General features: G+C 60.5%; 16 protein-coding genes. 8 read left to right on the forward strand and 8 right to left on the reverse strand.

Annotated features, from left to right (window positions below):
* Positions 1 to 134: 134 nt before the first annotated feature.
* The 6 genes from lepA (at position 135) to pdxJ (ending at position 6218) form a co-directional block, all read left to right on the forward strand.
* The gene (gene lepA / locus PFAS1_RS16895; RefSeq protein ID WP_008151572.1) at positions 135 to 1934 is read left to right on the forward strand and encodes a translation elongation factor 4; all 1800 of its coding nucleotides are present in this window, start codon (positions 135 to 137) and stop codon (positions 1932 to 1934) included.
* 5 nt (positions 1935 to 1939) lie between these two features.
* The gene (lepB, locus tag PFAS1_RS16900) at positions 1940 to 2794 is read left to right on the forward strand and encodes a signal peptidase I (protein ID WP_076029864.1); all 855 of its coding nucleotides are present in this window, start codon (positions 1940 to 1942) and stop codon (positions 2792 to 2794) included.
* A 184-nt stretch (positions 2795 to 2978) separates the two neighbouring features.
* Positions 2979 to 3668 carry a ribonuclease III gene (rnc, locus tag PFAS1_RS16905; protein ID WP_033053426.1) on the forward strand — a complete coding sequence of 230 codons (690 nt, stop codon included), beginning with the start codon at positions 2979 to 2981 and terminating at the stop codon, positions 3666 to 3668.
* Positions 3661 to 4563, forward strand: a complete 903-nt coding sequence (gene era / locus PFAS1_RS16910) for a GTPase Era (protein ID WP_008151577.1) — start codon at positions 3661 to 3663, stop codon at positions 4561 to 4563. Before rnc ends, era begins: the two co-directional genes overlap by 8 nt.
* A 172-nt stretch (positions 4564 to 4735) precedes the next feature.
* Positions 4736 to 5425, forward strand: coding sequence for a DNA repair protein RecO (recO, locus tag PFAS1_RS16915; RefSeq protein WP_076029865.1), 690 nt, complete (start codon positions 4736 to 4738; stop codon positions 5423 to 5425).
* 49 nt (positions 5426 to 5474) lie between these two features.
* Positions 5475 to 6218 carry a pyridoxine 5'-phosphate synthase gene (gene pdxJ / locus PFAS1_RS16920; protein WP_076029866.1) on the forward strand — a complete coding sequence of 248 codons (744 nt, stop codon included), beginning with the start codon at positions 5475 to 5477 and terminating at the stop codon, positions 6216 to 6218.
* A gap of 126 nt (positions 6219 to 6344) precedes the next feature.
* On the opposite strand, the gene mltF is transcribed toward pdxJ, so the two are convergent.
* Complete coding sequence (gene mltF / locus PFAS1_RS16925) at positions 6345 to 7805, reverse strand: membrane-bound lytic murein transglycosylase MltF (RefSeq protein WP_076029867.1); 1461 nt, start codon at positions 7803 to 7805, stop codon at positions 6345 to 6347.
* A gap of 274 nt (positions 7806 to 8079) precedes the next feature.
* On the opposite strand from mltF, the gene purL reads away from it, so the two are divergent.
* Together purL and PFAS1_RS16935 are read left to right on the forward strand one after the other, a co-directional pair.
* A complete protein-coding gene (gene purL, locus PFAS1_RS16930) occupies positions 8080 to 11976 on the forward strand; it encodes a phosphoribosylformylglycinamidine synthase (RefSeq protein WP_076029868.1) in 3897 nt (1298 codons plus the stop codon).
* A gap of 20 nt (positions 11977 to 11996) precedes the next feature.
* On the forward strand, positions 11997 to 12308 hold the full coding sequence (locus tag PFAS1_RS16935; protein WP_076029869.1) for a YqfO family protein: 312 nt from the start codon (positions 11997 to 11999) through the stop codon (positions 12306 to 12308).
* 189 nt (positions 12309 to 12497) lie between these two features.
* On the opposite strand, the gene nagE is transcribed toward PFAS1_RS16935, so the two are convergent.
* The 7 genes from nagE to PFAS1_RS16970 form a co-directional block, all read right to left on the reverse strand.
* A complete protein-coding gene (gene nagE, locus PFAS1_RS16940; RefSeq protein ID WP_076029870.1) occupies positions 12498 to 14213 on the reverse strand; it encodes an N-acetylglucosamine-specific PTS transporter subunit IIBC in 1716 nt (571 codons plus the stop codon).
* Between the two features lie 41 nt (positions 14214 to 14254).
* A complete protein-coding gene (gene ptsP, locus PFAS1_RS16945; protein ID WP_076029871.1) occupies positions 14255 to 16771 on the reverse strand; it encodes a phosphoenolpyruvate--protein phosphotransferase in 2517 nt (838 codons plus the stop codon).
* Between the two features lie 162 nt (positions 16772 to 16933).
* Positions 16934 to 17956, reverse strand: a complete 1023-nt coding sequence (locus PFAS1_RS16950; protein ID WP_156886727.1) for an SIS domain-containing protein — start codon at positions 17954 to 17956, stop codon at positions 16934 to 16936.
* A complete protein-coding gene (gene nagA / locus PFAS1_RS16955) occupies positions 17937 to 19043 on the reverse strand; it encodes an N-acetylglucosamine-6-phosphate deacetylase (protein ID WP_076029873.1) in 1107 nt (368 codons plus the stop codon). Before nagA ends, PFAS1_RS16950 begins: the two co-directional genes overlap by 20 nt.
* Before the next feature lie 34 nt (positions 19044 to 19077).
* A complete protein-coding gene (locus PFAS1_RS16960) occupies positions 19078 to 19809 on the reverse strand; it encodes a GntR family transcriptional regulator (protein WP_008151596.1) in 732 nt (243 codons plus the stop codon).
* A gap of 341 nt (positions 19810 to 20150) precedes the next feature.
* On the reverse strand, positions 20151 to 20654 hold the full coding sequence (locus tag PFAS1_RS16965) for a L,D-transpeptidase family protein (protein WP_074879915.1): 504 nt from the start codon (positions 20652 to 20654) through the stop codon (positions 20151 to 20153).
* A gap of 64 nt (positions 20655 to 20718) precedes the next feature.
* Positions 20719 to 21270 (reverse strand): NUDIX hydrolase, encoded by a 552-nt coding sequence (locus tag PFAS1_RS16970; RefSeq protein ID WP_074879912.1) that lies wholly within the window; start codon positions 21268 to 21270, stop codon positions 20719 to 20721.

Raw genomic sequence — 21270 nt, forward strand, 5'->3', positions numbered from 1 at the left:
GCCCCTGTCGCAAGACCGGGGCGTTTTTGTATCCGCCGTCTGACCTGCGAACGTGACGCTTGCGCCGTGGATCAGGTACAATTCCCGGCTATTTTTCGGCGGGCTATGCCTGCAGCCTTTTTGAGTGTTGATCCGTGAGTGATTTGAGTCATATCCGCAATTTCTCCATCATCGCCCACATTGACCATGGCAAGTCGACGCTGGCCGATCGCTTCATCCAGATGTGTGGCGGCCTTGCCGAGCGCGAAATGGAAGCCCAGGTTCTGGACTCCATGGACCTGGAACGTGAACGCGGGATCACCATCAAGGCCCACAGCGTCACCCTGTATTACACCGCTCGCGATGGCATCAAGTACCAGTTGAACTTCATTGACACCCCGGGCCACGTCGACTTCACCTATGAAGTCAGCCGGTCGCTGGCGGCCTGTGAAGGCGCGTTGCTGGTGGTCGATGCCGGTCAGGGCGTTGAAGCGCAGTCGGTAGCCAACTGCTACACCGCGATCGAGCAGGGCCTGGAAGTGATGCCGGTCCTGAACAAGATCGACCTGCCTCAGGCCGATCCGGACCGCGTGAAAGAAGAAATCGAAAAAATCATCGGTATCGATGCCACCGACGCAGTCGAGTGCAGTGCCAAGACCGGACTGGGCGTCGACGAAGTGCTGGAGCGCCTGGTCAAGACCATTCCTGCGCCGACCGGCAACTATGAAGATCCGCTGCAAGCGTTGATCATCGACTCCTGGTTCGACAACTACCTGGGTGTTGTCTCCCTGGTTCGCGTGCGCCACGGTCGTGTGAAGAAGGGCGACAAGATCCTGGTCAAGTCCACCGGCAAGATCCACCTCGTGGACAGCGTCGGTGTCTTTAACCCGAAACACACCGCTACCGTTGACCTGAAGGCCGGCGAAGTGGGCTTCATCATCGCCGGCATCAAGGACATTCACGGGGCACCGGTCGGTGACACCCTGACCTTGAGCTCCACGCCGGACGTCGACGTGCTGCCAGGCTTCAAGCGCATTCAGCCGCAGGTTTACGCCGGCCTGTTCCCGGTCAGCTCCGACGACTTCGAAGATTTCCGTGAGGCCCTGCAAAAGCTCACGCTCAACGACTCGTCCCTGCAATACACCCCGGAAAGCTCCGACGCGCTGGGCTTCGGCTTCCGTTGCGGGTTCCTCGGCATGCTGCACATGGAAATCATCCAGGAGCGCCTGGAGCGCGAGTATGACCTGGACCTGATCACCACGGCGCCGACGGTAATTTTCGAGCTGCTGCTGAAAACCGGTGAAACGATTTACGTCGACAACCCGTCGAAGCTGCCAGACCTGTCCTCGATCGAAGACATGCGCGAGCCGATCGTGCGGGCCAATATTCTTGTGCCGCAAGAGCACCTGGGCAACGTCATTACCCTGTGCATCGAGAAGCGTGGCGTCCAGCACGACATGCTGTTCCTCGGTACCCAGGTTCAAGTGACCTACGATTTGCCGATGAACGAAGTGGTCCTGGACTTCTTCGACCGTCTGAAATCCACCAGCCGTGGCTATGCTTCGCTGGATTACCATTTCGATCGTTATCAATCGGCTAATCTGGTGAAACTGGATGTGCTGATCAACGGTGACAAGGTCGACGCCCTGGCGCTGATCGTGCACAAGGATAACGCGCATTACAAAGGTCGCCAGCTGACCGAGAAGATGAAAGAACTGATTCCACGCCAGATGTTCGACGTCGCGATCCAGGCCGCCATTGGCGGGCAGATCATTGCGCGGACCTCCGTCAAGGCACTCAGAAAGAACGTATTGGCCAAATGCTACGGCGGTGACGTTAGCCGTAAGAAAAAACTGCTGGAAAAGCAAAAGGCCGGTAAGAAACGCATGAAGCAAGTCGGTAACGTGGAAATTCCACAAGAAGCCTTCCTTGCAGTGCTCAGGTTGGATAGTTAGGTCCTATGTCACTAAATTTCCCGCTGTTGCTGGTCATCGCCGTGTTCGTCTGCGGCCTGTTGGCGTTGCTCGATCTGCTGTTCCTGGCGCCACGGCGCCGGGCTGCCATTAACTCTTACCAGGGTAGCGTCAGCCAGGCTGACATGGTGGTGGTCGAGAAACTGAACAAAGAGCCGCTGCTGGTCGAATACGGCAAGTCGTTCTTCCCGGTGTTGTTCATCGTGCTGGTGCTGCGTTCGTTCCTGGTGGAACCGTTCCAGATTCCTTCCGGTTCGATGAAACCGACCCTGGACGTCGGCGACTTCATTCTGGTGAACAAGTTTTCTTACGGGATCCGCTTGCCGGTGATCGACAAGAAAGTCATCGAAGTCGGTGATCCACAGCGCGGCGATGTGATGGTGTTCCGCTACCCGAGCGATCCGAACGTCAACTACATTAAACGTGTGGTGGGCCTGCCGGGTGACCAGATTCGTTACACCGCCGACAAGCGTCTGTTCGTCAACGGTGAGTCGATTGCCGAACAACTGGTCGGCTCCGAGCCGGGCACGTTGGGCAGCGCCGAGCTCTACAAGGAAAAACTCGGCGTCGCCGAGCACCAGATCCGCAAGGAAATGAGCCGCTATCGTGCATCGCCGGACCGTACATGGACCGTGCCTGCCGGGCACTACTTCATGATGGGCGACAACCGCGACAACTCGAACGACAGTCGCTACTGGGATGACCCGAGCATTCCCAAGGATCTGCTGGGCATGGTTCCCGACAAGAATATCGTCGGCAAGGCCTTCGCAGTCTGGATGAGCTGGCCAGAACCTAAACTCAGTCACCTGCCGAATTTCTCGCGGGTTGGCCTGATCAAGTAATCACACACGGCGCTGTTGAACACAGCGCCGAATGCATTTCTGGAACCGGCACAATCGGCGCCAGAAGCATGAAAACAATGATATTCAGGACGTAATTTTTGAACACAGCGTTAATTGTCCCAAGCCTGCGCAGACTCTCGGCGATGGCGGTGGAATCCAGCCACGAACTCAGCGTGGGTAAACCGTGAGCGTCTCCTTAAGCCGTCTCGAGCGTCAGCTCGGTTACACCTTCAAGGATCAGGAACTGATGGTCCTGGCCCTGACTCACCGCAGCTTTGCCGGGCGTAACAACGAACGCCTGGAATTCCTCGGTGATGCCATCCTTAACTTTGTCGCTGGCGAGGCGCTGTTCGATCGCTTCCCGCTGGCCCGCGAAGGTCAGTTGTCGCGCTTGCGCGCACGCCTGGTGAAAGGCGAGACCCTGGCCGTACTGGCTCGTGGTTTCGATCTGGGCGAATACCTGCGCCTGGGTTCCGGTGAATTGAAAAGCGGCGGTTTCCGTCGCGAGTCGATTCTGGCCGATGCCCTTGAAGCGCTGATCGGTGCGATCTACCTGGATGCCGGCATGGACATGGCGCGCGAACGCGTGCTGGCGTGGCTGGCCGGGGAGTTCGAAGGCTTGACGCTGGTCGACACCAACAAAGATCCGAAAACCCGCCTGCAAGAATTCTTGCAGTCCCGTGGTTGCGAACTGCCGCGTTACGAAGTGGTGGATATCCAGGGTGAGCCGCATTGCCGGACGTTCTTCGTCGAATGTGAAATCACCTTACTGAATGAAAAAAGCCGAGGTCAGGGTGTGAGCCGTCGTATTGCCGAACAGGTAGCGGCCGCTGCAGCACTGATTGCCCTGGGCGTGGAGAATGGCCATGACTGATTCAACTGCAACTCGCTGTGGCTATGTCGCCATCGTTGGCCGTCCCAACGTGGGCAAGTCCACGCTGCTGAACCACATCCTCGGTCAGAAGCTGGCGATCACCTCGCGCAAGCCTCAGACCACTCGCCACAACATGCTCGGCATCAAGACCGAAGGCGCCGTGCAGGCGATCTACGTCGACACCCCCGGCATGCACAAAGGTGGCGAGAAAGCCCTGAACCGCTACATGAACAAGACCGCTTCGGCGGCGTTGAAAGACGTCGACGTGGTGATCTTCGTGGTTGACCGCACCAAGTGGACCGACGAAGACCAGATGGTCCTCGAGCGCGTCCAATACGTGACCGGCCCGCTGATCGTGGCGCTGAACAAGACTGACCGCATTGAAGACAAAGCCGAGCTGATGCCGCACCTGACCTGGTTGCAGGAACAGTTGCCGAACGCGCAGATCATGCCGATCTCGGCCCAGCACGGGCATAACCTCGAAACGCTGGAGCGCGTGATTGCCGGTTACCTGCCGGAAAACGATCACTTCTTCCCGGAAGACCAGATCACCGACCGCAGCAGCCGCTTCCTCGCCGCTGAACTGGTACGCGAGAAAATCATGCGCCAGATGGGCGCCGAACTGCCGTACCAGATCACCGTCGAAATCGAAGAGTTCAAGCAGCAGGGCAAAACCCTGCACATCCATGCCTTGATTCTCGTCGAGCGCGACGGCCAGAAAAAAATCATCATTGGCGACAAGGGCGAACGGATCAAACGCATCGGCACCGAGGCACGCAAGGACATGGAGTTGCTGTTCGACTCCAAGATCATGCTCAACCTCTGGGTCAAGGTGAAAGGCGGCTGGTCCGACGATGAGCGCGCCTTGCGTTCGCTGGGTTACGGCGACCTGTAACACCGGTTCCTGAGACACCGAAGTACCCTGTGGGAGCGGGCTTGCTCGCGAAGAGGATGTAACATTCAGCATTGATGTTGACTGTTACACCGCTTTCGCGAGCAAGCCCGCTCCCACATTGGTTTTGGGTGGTTTATAAATCTGTGCTGACTCATTGAGAACGCTGACTTCCATGTCCCCAACCCAACCCATCGGCCAACCCGCCTTCGTGCTCCACTCCCGCGCTTACCGCGAGAACAGCGCATTGGTGGATTTCCTCACGCCGCAAGGCCGGCTGCGGGCGGTGTTGCGCAGTGCGCGGGGCAAGGCCGGGACGTTGGCGCGGCCGTTCGTGCCGCTGGAAGTCGAGTTCCGTGGTCGTGGTGAACTGAAGAACGTCGGTCGCATGGAAAGCGCTGGCGTCTCTACCTGGCTCAACGGTGAGGCGCTGTTCAGCGGTCTCTACCTCAATGAGCTGTTGATTCGGCTGTTGCCGTCCGAAGACCCGCATCCCGCTGTGTTTGACCATTACGCCGCGACCCTGCTTGCGCTGGCCGAAGGTCGTCCGCTGGAGCCGTTATTGCGTTCCTTCGAATGGCGGCTGCTGGATGACTTGGGTTACGGCTTCGCCCTGACCACCGACATCCATGGCGAGCCTATCGCGCCGGACGGTCTCTACCGCCTGCAAGTGGATGCGGGGCTCGAACGGGTCTACCTGCTGCAACCCGGTCTGTTCAATGGCACCGAGCTGTTGGCCATGGCTGATGCAGATTGGTCTGCCCCCGGCGCGCTATCGGCAGCCAAGCGATTGATGCGTCAGGCTCTGGCGGTTCATCTGGGCGGTCGTCCCTTGGTGAGTCGCGAGTTGTTTCGCAAGCCCTGATCACCCCGTATGCTGTGCACCGAACTTTCCCTTCTTCAGGAGCGCTTCCGTGACCACCAGCAATCGCATTCTTCTTGGCGTGAACATCGACCACGTTGCCACTCTGCGTCAGGCCCGGGGCACGCGCTATCCAGATCCGGTCAAGGCTGCGCTGGACGCGGAAGAGGCGGGCGCTGACGGCATCACCGTGCACCTGCGCGAGGACCGTCGGCACATTCAAGAGCGCGACGTGTTGCTGCTCAAGGATGTGCTGCAAACCCGCATGAACTTCGAAATGGGCGTCACCGAAGAGATGATGGCGTTCGCCGAGCGCATTCGTCCGGCGCACATTTGCCTGGTGCCGGAAACCCGTCAGGAGCTGACGACCGAAGGTGGTCTGGACGTGGCGGGGCAGGAGGCGCGGATCAAGGCGGCGGTGGATCGTCTGTCAAAGATCGGCTGTGAAGTGTCACTGTTCATCGACGCTGACGAGCGGCAGATCGAAGCGTCCCGTCGTGTGGGTGCGCCGGCTATTGAGCTGCATACCGGTCGTTACGCCGATGCCGAGACGCCGACCGAGGTGGCTGAAGAGCTCAAGCGTGTGGCGGATGGCGTAGCGTTTGGCCTGGCCCAAGGGTTGATCGTCAATGCGGGTCACGGTCTGCACTACCACAACGTTGAAGCTGTAGCGGCGATCAAAGGCATCAACGAACTGAACATCGGCCATGCGCTGGTGGCTCATGCGTTGTTCGTCGGGTTCAAGTCGGCGGTGTCTGAAATGAAAGCACTGATCCTGGCTGCTGCAAAAGCCTAAGGCCAACCACAAAACACTGTGGGAGCGGGCTTGCTCGCGAAAGCTGTTCAACATTCGACATCTTAGTCGACTGTCATACCGCTTTCGCGAGCAAGCCCGCTCCCACATTTTGATTGGGGTCAGGCTTTAAAGCTGTGGGGTTTCCTGATTCGGCTTGGTCTTGTCGACCCCCGGCACATGCAGGTTGCCCTCGGCGACCTGATTGCCTTCCAGCTGCGGCTGCGTCACCCACGTCAGGATGTCGTAGTAGCGGCGGATGTTCGCCACGAAGTGAACGGGTTCGCCGCCACGGGCGTAGCCGTAACGGGTTTTGCTGAACCACTTCTTCTCGGACAAACGCGGCAGGATCTTTTTCACATCCAGCCACTTGTCCGGATTCAGACCTTCCTTGGCCGCCAGTTTGCGCGCGTCATCCAGATGACCACTGCCAACGTTGTAGGCCGCCAGTGCAAACCAGGTGCGATCCGGCTCCTGGATCGACTCGTCCAGCTGTTCCTTCATGTAGGCCAGGTACTTGGCGCCGCCCATGATGCTTTGTTTGGGGTCCAGTCGATTGGACACGCCCATGGCCTGCGCAGTGTTCTGGGTCAGCATCATCAGGCCGCGCACGCCGGTCTTCGACGTGACGGCCGCTTGCCACAGCGATTCCTGATAGCCGACCGCGGCCAGCAAGCGCCAATCGACTTTCTCTTTCTTGGCGTACGTCTTGAAGTGCTGTTCGTATTTGGGCAGGCGTTGCTGCAAGTGTTGGGCGAAGGTGGTGGCGCCCATGTAACCCAGTACATCGACGTGCCCGTAATAGCGGTCTTTCAGCCGTTGCAGGGTGCCGTTTTTCTTCACTTTGTCGAGGTAGTCGTTGATTTCGTTGAGCAGGCTGTTGTCGTCGCCAGCGGCCACCGCCCAGCTCTGGTTGCTGGCGTCACCGAGGTCGAAGGCTACCCGCACTTTGGGGAAATAGACCTGGTTCATCGCGACTTCGTTTGAGTCCACCAGGGTCAGGTCAATCTGATCTTCATCGACCATGCGCAGCAAGTCGACGACTTCAACAGCGTCGGACTCTTCGTATTCGATGCCGGGATATTTCTTTTTCAGCTCCGCCAATTGCTCGGCGTGGGTGCTGCCCTTGAGCACCATGATCTTCTTGCCCACCAGGTCCTTCGCGTCGGTCGGTCGCGATTGGCCGTTGCGATAGATGACCTGTGGGGTGACTTCGAGATAGGAGTGGGAAAACCGCACCTGCTTTTTACGTGCTTCGCTGCTGACCAGGCCGGCAGCAGCGATCACCGGGCCGTTGGGCTTGCCCACCTGATTGAACAGGTCGTCGAGGTTGTCGGCGGTTTCGATTTTGAGTTCCACCCCCAGATCGTCGGCGAAGCGCTTCACCAGCTCGTATTCGAAGCCGGTTTCACCGTTGCGATCCTGAAAGTAGGTGGCGGGGCTGTTTCGGGTAACCACCCGCAGCACGCCATCCTCCTTTACGCGCTCCAGCGTGTTGGGTTTATCAACACAGCCACTGAGCACCAGGAAGAGTCCGGTTGCGATCAGCCATTTGGCGAACCGCGGACGCAAAGCCGTTGGGGAAAACATCTGCGCAGTATACGCAAAGGACCACGAGCGCCATATCTCGACAGCGAAGGGCTTGTCTGCTAGGTAACTGAAAACCGCTCATGAGCCCGCAGGAATGGGCCCGGACAGCATTTTGTGACAAAAAAAATAACGCTCGGCATGCGCCTGTTTTATGTCCGAACCCCCGGCCCGACGCCCGGGTGCAGCCGCCCGTACCGTTTCGGGTGATGTCGCCGCCTGTTTAGGCTAGAATGCACGGCCTCAAAGCACACCCCTTCCCGAGGCTGTCCCGAAGATGTTGATCCTGCGCGGCGCTCCTGCCCTTTCTGCCTTTCGCCACAGCAAACTCCTTGAGCAACTGAGCCAGAAAGTTCCGGCTGTCAGTGGCTTGTATGCTGAATTCGCTCACTTCGCCGAAGTCACCGGCGTCCTGACCGGCGACGAACAGCAGGTGCTCGCGCGCCTTCTGAAGTACGGCCCAAGTGTTCCGGTACAAGAGCCGACCGGTCGTCTGTTCCTGGTGTTGCCGCGGTTCGGCACCATCTCGCCATGGTCAAGTAAAGCCAGCGACATCGCTCGCAACTGCGGCCTGACGAAAATCCAGCGCCTGGAGCGCGGCATCGCGTTCTACGTCGCCGGCCAGTTCAGCGACGCTGAAGCGCAGCTTATTGCCGATGGTCTGCACGACCGCATGACCCAGATCGTCCTCGGCAACCTTGAACAAGCCGCCGGCCTGTTCAGCCACGCCGAACCGAAACCGCTGACTGCCATCGACGTACTGGGTGGCGGCCGCGCCGCGCTGGAAAAAGCCAACACCGAGCTGGGCCTGGCCCTGGCCGAAGACGAGATCGACTACCTGGTCAACGCTTTCGTCGGCTTGAAGCGCAACCCCCACGACATCGAACTGATGATGTTCGCCCAGGCGAACTCCGAGCACTGCCGTCACAAGATCTTCAACGCCAGTTGGGACATCGACGGCCAGAGCCAGGAAAAAAGCCTGTTCGGCATGATCAAGAACACCTACGTGATGCACAGCGAAGGCGTTCTGTCGGCTTATAAGGACAACGCTTCGGTGATTGTCGGCAACGTCGCCGGCCGTTTCTTCCCGGACCCTGAAACCCGCCAGTACGGCGCGGTGCAGGAACCGGTGCACATCCTGATGAAAGTCGAAACGCACAACCACCCGACCGCGATTGCCCCGTTCCCGGGCGCGTCCACCGGTTCCGGTGGCGAGATTCGCGACGAAGGCGCTACCGGTCGCGGCGCCAAGCCAAAGGCTGGCCTGACCGGTTTCACCGTATCGAACTTGCAGATCCCGGGCTTCGAACAGCCGTGGGAAGTACCGTACGGCAAGCCTGAGCGCATCGTGACCGCGCTGGACATCATGATCGAAGGCCCACTGGGTGGCGCCGCGTTCAACAACGAATTCGGTCGTCCGGCCCTGACCGGTTATTTCCGTACCTTCGAACAGTCGATCACCACCCCGCGTGGCGACGAGGTTCGCGGTTACCACAAGCCGATCATGCTGGCCGGCGGTATGGGTAACATCCGTGCCGAACACGTGCAGAAAGGCGAGATCACCGTTGGCTCCAAGCTGATCGTCCTCGGCGGCCCGGCGATGCTGATTGGCCTAGGCGGCGGCGCGGCTTCCTCCATGGCCACCGGCACCAGCTCGGCAGACCTGGACTTCGCATCCGTACAGCGCGAAAACCCGGAAATGGAACGTCGTTGCCAGGAAGTCATCGACCGTTGCTGGCAGTTGGGTGAACACAACCCGATCAGCTTCATCCACGACGTCGGCGCGGGCGGTCTGTCCAACGCCTTCCCGGAACTGGTCAACGATGGCAACCGTGGCGGTCGCTTCGAATTGCGCAACATTCCAAACGACGAGCCGGGCATGGCCCCGCACGAAATCTGGAGTAACGAATCCCAGGAACGCTACGTTCTGGCGGTCGGCCCGGCTGACTTCGAACGCTTCCAGGCGATCTGCGAACGCGAGCGTTGCCCGTTTGCCGTGGTCGGCGAAGCCACTGCCGAACCGCAACTGACGGTCACCGACAGCCACTTCGGCAACAGCCCGGTGGACATGCCGCTGGAAGTGCTGCTGGGCAAAGCCCCGCGCATGCACCGTTCGGCCGTTCGCGAAAACGAGCTGGGCGACGATTTCGATCCGTCGACGCTGGAGATCGCAGACTGCGTCGAGCGCGTTCTGCATCACCCGGCCGTGGCGAGCAAAAGCTTCCTGATCACCATCGGCGACCGCACCATCACCGGCCTCGTGGCCCGTGATCAGATGGTCGGCCCGTGGCAGGTTCCGGTGGCCGACGTTGCCGTCACCGCCACCAGCTTCGACGTCTACACGGGTGAAGCCATGGCCATGGGCGAGCGCACTCCGCTGGCACTGCTGGACGCTCCGGCGTCGGGCCGCATGGCCATCGGCGAAACCCTGACCAACATCGCGGCTTCGCGCATCAACAAGATCTCCGACATCAAACTGTCGGCCAACTGGATGTCCGCTGCCGGTCACCCAGGCGAAGACGCGCGTCTGTACGACACCGTGAAAGCAGTCGGCATGGAACTGTGCCCGGACCTGGGCATTACCATTCCGGTGGGCAAGGACTCCATGTCCATGGCCACGCGCTGGAACGACGAAGGCGTCGACAAGACCGTGACCTCGCCGATGTCCCTGATCGTGACCGGTTTTGCGCCTGTGGCTGACATCCGTCAGACCCTGACGCCGGAACTGCGCATGGACAAGGGCACCACCGACCTGATCCTGATCGATTTGGGCCGTGGCCAGAACCGCATGGGCGCCTCGATCCTGGCCCAGGTTCACGGCAAGCTCGGTTCGCAAGCGCCGGACGTCGACGACGCCGAAGACCTCAAAGCCTTCTTCGCCGTGATCCAGGGCCTCAACGCCGACGGTCATTTGCTGGCTTACCACGACCGTTCCGACGGTGGTCTGCTGACCAGCGTCGTGGAAATGGCCTTCGCCGGTCATTGCGGCCTGAGCCTGAACCTCGATGGTCTGGCCGAGACTTCCGCCGACATCGCCGCGATCCTGTTCAACGAAGAACTGGGCGCCGTGATCCAGGTTCGCCAGGACGCCACTCCGGACATCCTTGCGCAGTTCAGCGCTGCCGGTCTGGGCGAGTGCGTGTCGGTGATCGGTCAGCCGATGAACAACGGCGAGATCAGCATCACCTTCAACGGCGAAACCGTGTTCGAAGGTCAGCGTCGTCTGCTGCAACGTCAGTGGGCGGAGACTAGCTACCAGATCCAGCGCCTGCGTGATAACGCCGATTGCGCCGAACAAGAGTTCGACGTGCTGCTGGAAGAAGACAACCCGGGTCTGAGCGTCAAGCTGAGCTACGACGTCAACCAGGACGTCGCCGCGCCTTACATCAAGAAAGGCATCCGTCCACAGGTTGCCGTGCTGCGTGAGCAGGGCGTCAACGGTCAGGTGGAAATGGCGGCCGCGTTCGACCGCGCCGGCTTCAACGCAATCGACGTGCACATGAGCGACATTCTGGCCGGCCGTGTCGACCTGAACGAGTTCAAAGGTCTGGTGGCTTGCGGCGGTTTCTCCTACGGCGACGTATTGGGCGCCGGTGAAGGCTGGGCCAAGTCCGCGCTGTTCAACAGCCGCGCTCGCGATGCGTTCCAGGGCTTCTTCGAACGTAACGACAGCTTCACCCTCGGCGTGTGCAACGGTTGCCAGATGATGTCCAACCTGCACGAGCTGATCCCGGGCAGCGAGTTCTGGCCGCACTTCGTGCGTAACCGTTCCGAGCAGTTCGAAGCCCGTGTGGCAATGGTTCAGGTCCAGGAATCGAACTCGATCTTCCTGCAAGGCATGGCCGGTTCGCGTATGCCGATCGCCATTGCTCACGGTGAAGGTCATGCCGAGTTCGCCAGCGAAGAAGCGTTGCTGGAGGCCGATCTGTCCGGTTGCGTGGCGATGCGTTTCGTCGACAACCACGGCAAGGTCACCGAAAACTACCCGGCCAACCCGAACGGCTCGCCGCGCGGGATCACCGGTTTGACCAGCCGCGACGGTCGCGTAACGATCATGATGCCGCACCCGGAACGTGTGTTCCGCGCCGTGCAGAACTCGTGGCGTTCGGAAGACTGGAACGAAGACGCACCTTGGATGCGTATGTTCCGTAATGCGCGCGTCTGGGTGAACTAAGAGCGGGTGAACTAAGCGCTGTGTACAAGCTCAGTTTTTTTGTTCCAACCAGTCACGTCGAAGACGTGAAAAGTGCCGTATTCGCCGCCGGTGGCGGACGGATCGGTGCGTACGACCATTGCGCCTGGCAAGTGCTCGGCCTCGGTCAGTTTCGCCCGCTGGATGGCAGTCAGCCGTTCATTGGGGAAGCGGGGCAGGTCGAGCAGGTTGAGGAATGGAAGGTTGAGCTTGTGGTCAGCGACGAGTTGATTCGCGCTGTGGTGTTGGCTCTGAAGCAGAGTCATCCCTATGAGACGCCGGCTTATGAGGTGTGGCGGTTAAAGGATTTTTGATCTGCCTGCCGCTGAAATGAAAAACCCGCTGATGAAGATCAGCGGGTTTTTTTTTTTGCCTGAAAATGATCGTTCCCACGCTCTGCGTGGGAATGCATCCCGTGACGCTCTGCGTCACATTCTGAAGCGGAACGCGGAGCGTCCCTGGCGGCATTCCCACGCAGAGCGTGGGAACGATCGGGCCAGGATCTAAACCTTGGCACTCACCTCACTGCGATTCACCAATGCCTCCAGTGCCTCATTCAAAATCGATGCCTTGTCGCCAATCAGCAGATGCCAAATCCCGCCCTCCAACTGACTGACACCCAGGCATCCCAACGCTTTCAGATCACATTCCGACAACGCCTTGCCGTCTGCCAGTTGCAATCGAATCCGGGTCATGGCGATGCAGTCCATCTGCAACACGTTCTCGCCGCCGCCCAACGCATTCAGCCATTGCTGCGCTTCGAGCGGCGCCACCGCAGCTAGTTTCGGCGCATCGATCACCGCAGCAGGGGAGGAAATGATCGCTCGTCCCAAAGCAGGCATCGCCAGGCGAATCTCATCGGCAATGCTGTCGGCCATCGGCCCGACCACCACCTGCAAACTCCCGCCCTTGCCCGGACGTACCACCGCCATCGCCCCCAACGCTTTCAACTGCGCATCGTTCGCTTTGTTGCGATCCACCATGTCCAGTCGTAACCGAGTAGTACACGCCCCCACGGTGATCAAATTCTGCGCACCGCCCAGCGCTTTGATGTAAGCGCCGGCCCGTTCGTTGTCGGCGATGACGACTTTGTCGCCATTGAGAACATCTTCACGCCCCGGCGTCTTCAAGTTGAACCGACGAATGCAGAAATCAAACACCCCGTAGTAGATCACCGCATACGCCAGGCCGACCGGTACCATCCGCCAGCCATTGGTGGATTTCCCCCAACCGAGAATCATGTCGATCAAGCCACCGGAAAACGTAAACCCGAGGTGAATGTTCAACAGGTTGGTGACGGCCATCGACAGCCCGGTCAGCAACGCATGCACTAGAAAAAGCAGCGGCGCGAGGAACATGAAGGCGAATTCGATTGGCTCAGTCACCCCCGTCAAAAATGACGTCAGCGCCATCGACAGAAAGATCCCGCCCATGACCTTGCGGCGCTCCGGCAAAGCATTGCGGTACATCGCCAGGCACGCGGCGGGCAGACCGAAGATCATCACCGGGAACATACCGGTCATGAACTGGCCGCCCTTCGGGTCACCGGCGAAGTAGCGCGACAAGTCACCAGTGACGATGGCGCCCGTGGTCGGATCAGTGAAGTTGCCGAAGACGAACCACGCCATGTTGTTGAGGATGTGGTGCAGCCCGGTGACGATCAGCAGGCGGTTGAATACGCCAAAGACGAACGCGCCGAAGCTGCCGCTCTCCATCATCAAGGTGCCGAAGCTGTTGATGCCGTGTTGGATGGGCGGCCAGATCAAACCGAAAATGACACCTAGGCCGACGGCGGCGAACCCGGTGACAATCGGCACGAAGCGCCGGCCGCCGAAGAACGCCAGGTACTCCGGCAGTTTGATGTCCTTGAAACGGTTGTACAGCGCGCCCGCCATCAAGCCGCTGACGATCCCGGCGAGCATGCCCATGTTGATGCTCGCGTCGAGCACCTTGAGGGTGGAGATCATCACCAGGTAACCGATGACTCCGGCCAAACCGGCGGTGCCGTTGTTGTCCTTGGCGAAACCGACGGCGATGCCGATGGCGAAGATCATTGCCAGGTTGGCGAAGATGACTTGGCCGGCGTCGTGGATGATCGCGATGTTCAGCAGGTCGGTGTCGCCCAGACGCAGCAACAGGCCGGCGATCGGCAGGATCGCGATCGGCAGCATCAGCGCGCGGCCTAGGCGTTGCAGGCCTTCGATGAAGTATTGGTACATGGCGAATCTCCCTGGGTTCTTGTTGTTTTGTTGTTGAGAGCTCAGCTCAGAGGCCATTGCTGGTGACAGGCGTGACGCACCGCAGTGGCGCTGCTCAACTTGAGCAAACCCTGGCTGATGCGTCGGCATTCGCTCGCGTCCAGATGGCGGACGCGATCCTTGATTTCACCGATCTGCACCGGGCTGACCGACAACTCGCTGACGCCCAGGCCAATCAGTACCGGGGTGGCTAGCGGATCGGAGGCGAGCGCGCCGCAGACACCGACCCAACGGTTATGCAGCGCAGCACCGGCGCAGGTCTGGGCGATCAGCCGCAGCAATGCCGGGTGCATGGCGTCGACCCGCGAAGCGAGGCCGGCGTGGTCGCGGTCCATGGCCAGGGTGTATTGCGACAAGTCGTTGGTGCCGATCGACAGGAAGTCCGCATGCTCTGCAAGCTGCTCGGCCAGCAGCGCGGCGGCGGGGACTTCGATCATCACGCCCAGCTCCGGGCGTTCAAGCACACCGAGTTCAGTGCACAACGCGTCGAGACGCTGGCGGATGTGCAGCAACTCATCGACTTCGGTCACCATCGGCAGCAGGATCCGGCAGCGCGACAGCGGGCTGACGTGCAGCAAGGCGCGCAGTTGCTGATCGAGGATTTCCGGACGGACCTGAGCCAAGCGAATGCCGCGCAGGCCGAGCACCGGATTGGCCTCAACCGGCAGCGGCAAGTAGTCGAGTTGTTTGTCGCCGCCAACGTCGATGGTGCGAATGATCACTGACTTGTCGCCCATGGCGTCGAGTACGGCTTGATAGGCGGCGCGCTGTTCCTCTTCGTCCGGCGCGGTGTTGCGGTCGACGAAGAGAAACTCGGTACGCAGCAAGCCGACGCCGTCGGCGCCATTGGCCAGGGCATCAGCCGCTTCGGCGCTGGAGGCCACATTGGCGGCGACTTCAATCTGCAAACCGTCGAGCGTCAGCGCCGGGGTGTGAGCCTGAGCCTGTTGCTCGGCGCGGCGCTGTTGATGATCGAGTTGTGCCTGATGCACTTCGGCCAAACGTTCGGCACTTGGCATCAGTTCGAGACGACCGCCATCGGCATCCAGCACAACCGCTTGGCCTTGCTGCTGATCCAGCAGCGTAGAACCCAGCGCGACCATGCACGGCAGGCCTTTGCCACGCGCGAGAATCGCCACGTGGGAAGTCGCGCCGCCCTCAACCATGCACAACCCGGCAACCCCTTGCTGACTGAGTTGCAGCAGATCGGACGGCGTCAGTTCATGCGCAGCGACGATGGCGCCGGCCGGCACGTCGTAGTGCCAGGTTTCGCCGAGCAAGGCACGCAGCACGCGTTGTTTGAGGTCGCGCAGATCGTTGGCGCGTTCGGCCAACAGCGGGCTGCCGAGTTGCTGGAGCACCTCGCACTGCACGTCGATTGATTGGCTCCAGGCGTGGGTCGCGGCCATGCCTTGGTCGATGGAAGTGTTCGCCGCGTTCAGCAGCGCCGGGTCTTCGAGCAGGGCGAGGTGTGCGGCGAAAATCGCTTCTTCGTCGGTGTTTTTATGTTTCCTGGCTTGGGCCAGCGTGTGGTCGATTTCACTGCGCACAACGGTCAGCGCGGTGTCGAGAATGTGCAGCTGTTGCTCGGGATCATGGTTGCCGGCGTCCACCGGAAGGCTGATGGCGGTCAAGCGGAACAACGGCCCGCCAACCAAACCGGGAGCGGCGCAGATACCGTGCAGCACGCCCGCTTCGGCAGTTCGAGTGCGTCGGGTAATCGGTGTCGGCGCGGCGGCGTGGCTGTCTTCGGCCAGCGCTGTGGATAACGCGATCAGCAACGCTTGCAACGCGGCTTCGGCGTCCGGGCCCTGGCAGCTGACCTGAACCTCGTCCTGCTCGCCGATAGCCAAGCCCATCAACCCGATCAAGCTGTCGCAGGTCGCCGATTTGCCAGCGAAGTGCAGCTGCGATTTGCTCTTGAAACCTTGCGCCGTCTGACGAATCAGCGCTGCCGGACGAGCATGCAGACCTCCACGATGGGCGATGCGAATGTGGCCATGAATCTCTTCCCCGCAGAGCTCCGCTTCGGCCTGCGCGCCCGACGCGTGCCGACGAATGATGTGCAGCAATGGCTCGCCAACTTTTACCGACTTCAGCGTGATTGGCCGCGCTTGAAAATCCTGGCTGTTGGTCAGGATCATCAGGCTGACCAGGCTTTTGCACTGCTGCGCGACCTTGTCCAGGTCATAGCGCAACAGCGGTTGGCCATTGCTGACCCGCGCGCCTTCCTTGACCAGCATCGAGAAGCCTTCACCCTGCAATTCGACCGTGTCGAGGCCCAAATGCAGCAGCAATTCGGCGCCGTTGTCGGCACGCAAGGTGACGGCGTGGCCGGTGCGCGCGACGTGCACCACGACGCCGGCGCACGGGGCGTGGAGGGTGTCGTTCAGTGGATCGATGGCGATCCCGTCGCCCATGGCGCCGCTGGCGAACACCGGGTCCGGGACTTTGGCGAGCGTGAGCACCGGACCGCTGAGCGGGGCGCTGAGGGTCAGCTCTTTATTATTGTTGTGCATGGCTCGGTCTCATCAGTAAAAAACTACGGTTCGGATCAACTCGCCCTTTCGGATCAACTCGCCCTGTAGCAGCTGTCGAGTGAAACGAGGCTGCGATCTTTTCAACGCAGGATCAAAAAACGCAGCCTCGTTTCACTCGACAGCTGCTACAGGGTTTTCCACTCAATGGGTGCGCGTCACTTTGCTCAAGTGCCGTGGCTGGTCCGGGTCCAGGCCTCGGGCGACGGCCAGACCGGCGGCCATGACGTAGAAACTCTGGATCGCCAGAATCGGGTCGAGGGCCGGGTGCTCGGCGCGGGTCAGGGTGAGGTCGCGTTCGGCAACATCATCCGGTGCGGCCAGCAATACACGGGCACCGCGCTGACGCATGTCGGTGGCGAGGCTCAGCAAACCGGCTTGCTCGGCGCCGCGCGGGGCGAAGATCAGCAGTGGATAATGTTCGTCGATCAACGCCATCGGGCCGTGGCGGACCTCGGCGCTGCTGAAGGCTTCGGCCTGGATCGCCGAGGTTTCCTTGAATTTCAACGCGGCTTCCTGGGCGATGGCGAAACCGGCGCCACGGCCAATCACCATCAGGCGCTGGCAATCACGCAAGGCATCGATGGCCAGGCTCCAGTCCTGTTTCGCCGCTTCGCGCAAACCTTCCGGCAGGGCGAGGCCGGCCTCCAGCAATTCCACGTCCTCTTTCCAGTGGCCGATCAGACGGGCGCTGGCGCTGAGAGTGGCGATAAAACTCTTGGTTGCCGCAACGCTACTTTCGGTGCCGGCGCACAGCGGCAGGCTGAATTCACACGCGGCCTCCAGCGGCGAACTCTCGGCGTTGACCATCGAGATGCTCAGGGCGCCGCGCTTGCGCAGCAGGCGCATGCTGTTCACCAGATCGGGACTTTGCCCGGACTGCGAAAAGGCGAACGCCACCTGGCCGCTGACCTTCAACGGCGCTTGCAGCATGGTCACCACCGACATCGGCAACGATGCCACCGGGAAGCCCAATTGCTGCATGGTCAGGTAGGCGAAGTAACTGGCGGCATGATCGGAGCTGCCGCGAGCGACGGTCATCACCACTTGCGGCGGCTGACGGCGCAGGCGCCCGGCGATCTCGATCATCTGCGGGTCGAGCTCTTGCAATTGGGCTTGCACGGCCTCGAACGAGGACAGCGCCTCTTCAAGCATTTTTGAAGTCAATGTCTTCTCCTTCGACCATGACGGCGGTCAGTGTGAGTGAACGATCGAGGCGCACGCAGTCGGCCCAGCTGCCGGGTTGCAGGCGCCCGCGTTCGTTGAGGCCGAGGTAGTCGGCGGGGAATTGCGAAAGACGTTGCGAGGCCTCGGCGATGGGCAAACCGATCTTCACCAGATTGCGCAGGGCCTGATCCATGGTCAGTGTGCTGCCGGCCAGCGTGCCGTCGGGCAAGCGCACGCCGCCCAGGCATTTGGTCACGGTGTGGCTGCCGAGCTTGTATTCACCGTCGGGCATGCCGGCGGCGGCGGTGGAATCGGTGACGCAATACAGGCACGGGATCGAACGCAAGGCCACACGGATGGCGCCGGGGTGCACGTGCAGCAAATCCGGAATCAGTTCGGCGTATTTGGCGTGAGCCAGTGCCGCGCCGACGATCCCCGGCTCGCGGTGATGCAGCGGGCTCATGGCGTTGTAGAGGTGGGTGAAACTGCTGGCGCCGGCTTCAAGCGCGGCAACGCCTTCCTCGTAACTGCCCAGGGTATGGCCGATTTGCATGCGCACGCCGCGAGCGCTGAGGTCACGGATCAAGGCGTCGTGGCCGGCGATTTCCGGGGCGATGGTGATCACTCGGATTGGCGCCAGTGCCAGGTATTCTTCGACTTCGGCCATCAACGCGGTGTGGGCGAAATTCGGTTGCGCGCCAAGTTTGCCGGGGTTGATGTACGGGCCTTCGAGGTGCACGCCGAGGACTCGGGCGCTGCCTTTCGGGCGCTGTTCGCAATATTCGCCGACGGCTTTGAGCACGCTGGAGATTTCTGCGGGCGGCGCGGTCATGGTGGTCGCCAGCAGCGAGGTCGTGCCGAAACGCACGTGGGTTTTGGTGATGGTCTCGAAGGCTGGCGCACCTTCCATGATGTCTTTGCCGCCGCCGCCATGAACGTGCAGGTCGATGAAACCCGGAAGCAGGTAAGGCAGGTCGTTGTCGGCCGGATCGCACGGTTGGCCTTCGATCGAGACGACCTTGCCGTGTTCGTGAATCAGCCGGCCGCGAACCCAGCCGTGGGCGGTGAGGATATTGTCTTCGGACATGATCGGTTCTCGTTGCTCGATTGGCGGCAATCTTTTAGCGGCGAAGCTCTGCGACAAAGTCGTAGTAGTCGTTGCGGCAATAGGTGTCGGTGACTTCGATCGGCGTGTTGTCTTCCAGGTAGCCGACCCGGGTCATCAGCAGCATCGCGGTGCCGGGGGCGATGCCCACCAGGGCGGCGAACTCGTCCGAGGCGTTGATCGCCTGAATGTGCTGCAGGGCACGGACGATCGGCTTGCCGATGCCGTCGAGGTATTCGTACAGGGAATCGCCCACCGCTTGCGGCTTGGGAATGATCGAGGCGGGCAGGGTGCTCATCTCGATCGCCATCACCGTATCGTCGGCTTTGCGCAGACGCTTGAGCCGCGCAACCTTGTCGTTCGGCGAGAGGCCCAGGCGGATCAGTTCTTCGTGGGTCGGCGGAGTGATTTCCCGTTCCAGCCATTGCGAGCCGGGGACGAAGCCTTTCAGCCGCAGCATCTCGCTGAAACCCGAGAGGCGCGACAGCGGTTGTTCCAGGCGCGGGGTGATAAAGGTACCGGAACCCTGGTTGCGGCGAATCAGGCCTTGTTCGAACAGAACTTCCAGTGCCTTGCGGGCGGTGACGCGGGAGATGCCCAGCATTTCGCTGAGGTTGCGCTCCGACGGCATGGCCTGTTCGGCTTTCCACTGGCCGGCATGGATCGCCGCTTCCAGATTACGCGCCAGTTGCAGGTACAACGGCGTGGGCTGGGTGTCGTCAGGGCGTAGGGCCTGGAGGTCATTCATGTAGGTTTGGTCCGATGCGGATATAGGATTGTTGTCGCCCGGTGGTGAGGTGAAACCTAATACCACTTAAATACCATGTCAATGAGACCACTTTGCGGTTGGCGCTGGAAAGCCTGCCCGGATTGATGGGCAATAGGGTTGATGGTTTGAAGTGGTATTAGCGGTGGGAGTTTTGAGCGCAAAGATCGCAGCTTGCGGCAGCTCTTACACGGTGAATTGGTATCTACCCGGTAGGCGCTGCCGCAGGCTGCGATCTTTTGAATTTATTTTTTGATGAGCGACCAAAGGTAGCCCAATTGATCGTTCCCACGCAGAGCGTGGGAACGATCATAGAAGGGGGATTACGGGCGGATTTCGATCATCGTGCCGTCCGGCACCAAACCCCAAACCTCGCGCATGTCCATGTTACGCATGGCAATGCAGCCGTCGGTCCAGTCCAGCGTGTGGAACAGGTCCTCTGGGTTTTCTTCCGTGTCCGGGGTGCCGTGGATCATGATCATGCCGCCGGGGTCCACGCCTTCACGCCGGGAACGCGCGGAATCACTGATGTTCGGGTAGGAGATGTGCATCGCCAGGTTGAATTTATCGCTGACCTTGCGCCAGTCCAGCCAATAGAAACCTTCAGGCGTGCGTTTGTCGCCTTCCATCAGCTTCGGCCCCTTGGGGCGTTTGCCCAGGGAAATGCGATAGGTCTTGATTGGCTTGCCGTCATTGATCAATTGCAATTGATGGGCGGACTTGAGCACCAGGACTTTTTCGATGACTTTGCCGTCCAGCGTTTCCGCAACGGAAGCCTGGGAAACAGCGACGAACGCCAAGCAAAACAGGGCAAGCAACCAGCGCATTGAAACGATATCCCTAAAAGGTGTCGCGACTATATAAGTTATAGGTGATTTTAGAGCCAGGAGCTTATGTGTTGGCAGGCTGAGCGAGCGGCGGGATTGACTCGGACCGCACGGGGTAGACCTCGGTCCGCCGGTCAGCGAAGAAGCATTCTAAGGTACGGCCCACTGTGCGGAAAGCCAACTCGGACCACGGGATGTCGGCTTCGTCGAAAAGCTGCACTTCCAGGCTTTCGGGGCCGGCGGCAAAGTCCAGGTCCACCAGTTCGGCACGGAAGAACACATGCACCTGGCTGATGTGCGGCACGTCGATCAACGTATAGAGGGTCAGGTTGCGCACCCGCGCGCAGGCTTCTTCGGCCGTCTCGCGAATGGCCGCCTGCTCGATGGTTTCACCGTTTTCCATGAAGCCGGCGGGCAGGGTCCAATAACCGAGCCGAGGCTCGATGGCGCGTCGGCACAGCAAGACCTTGGAACCCCAGGTCGCGACGCAACCGGCGACGATATTGGGGTTCTGGTAGTGAATCGCCTGACAGCTGTCACAGACAAAACGCAGGCGCGAATCGCCCTCTGGAATACGCTGGGTCACCGGGTTGCCGCACTGACTGCAAAATTTCAT

Source organism: Pseudomonas frederiksbergensis (assembly GCF_001952935.1).
In the GTDB taxonomy this organism is placed as follows: domain Bacteria; phylum Pseudomonadota; class Gammaproteobacteria; order Pseudomonadales; family Pseudomonadaceae; genus Aquipseudomonas; species Aquipseudomonas frederiksbergensis.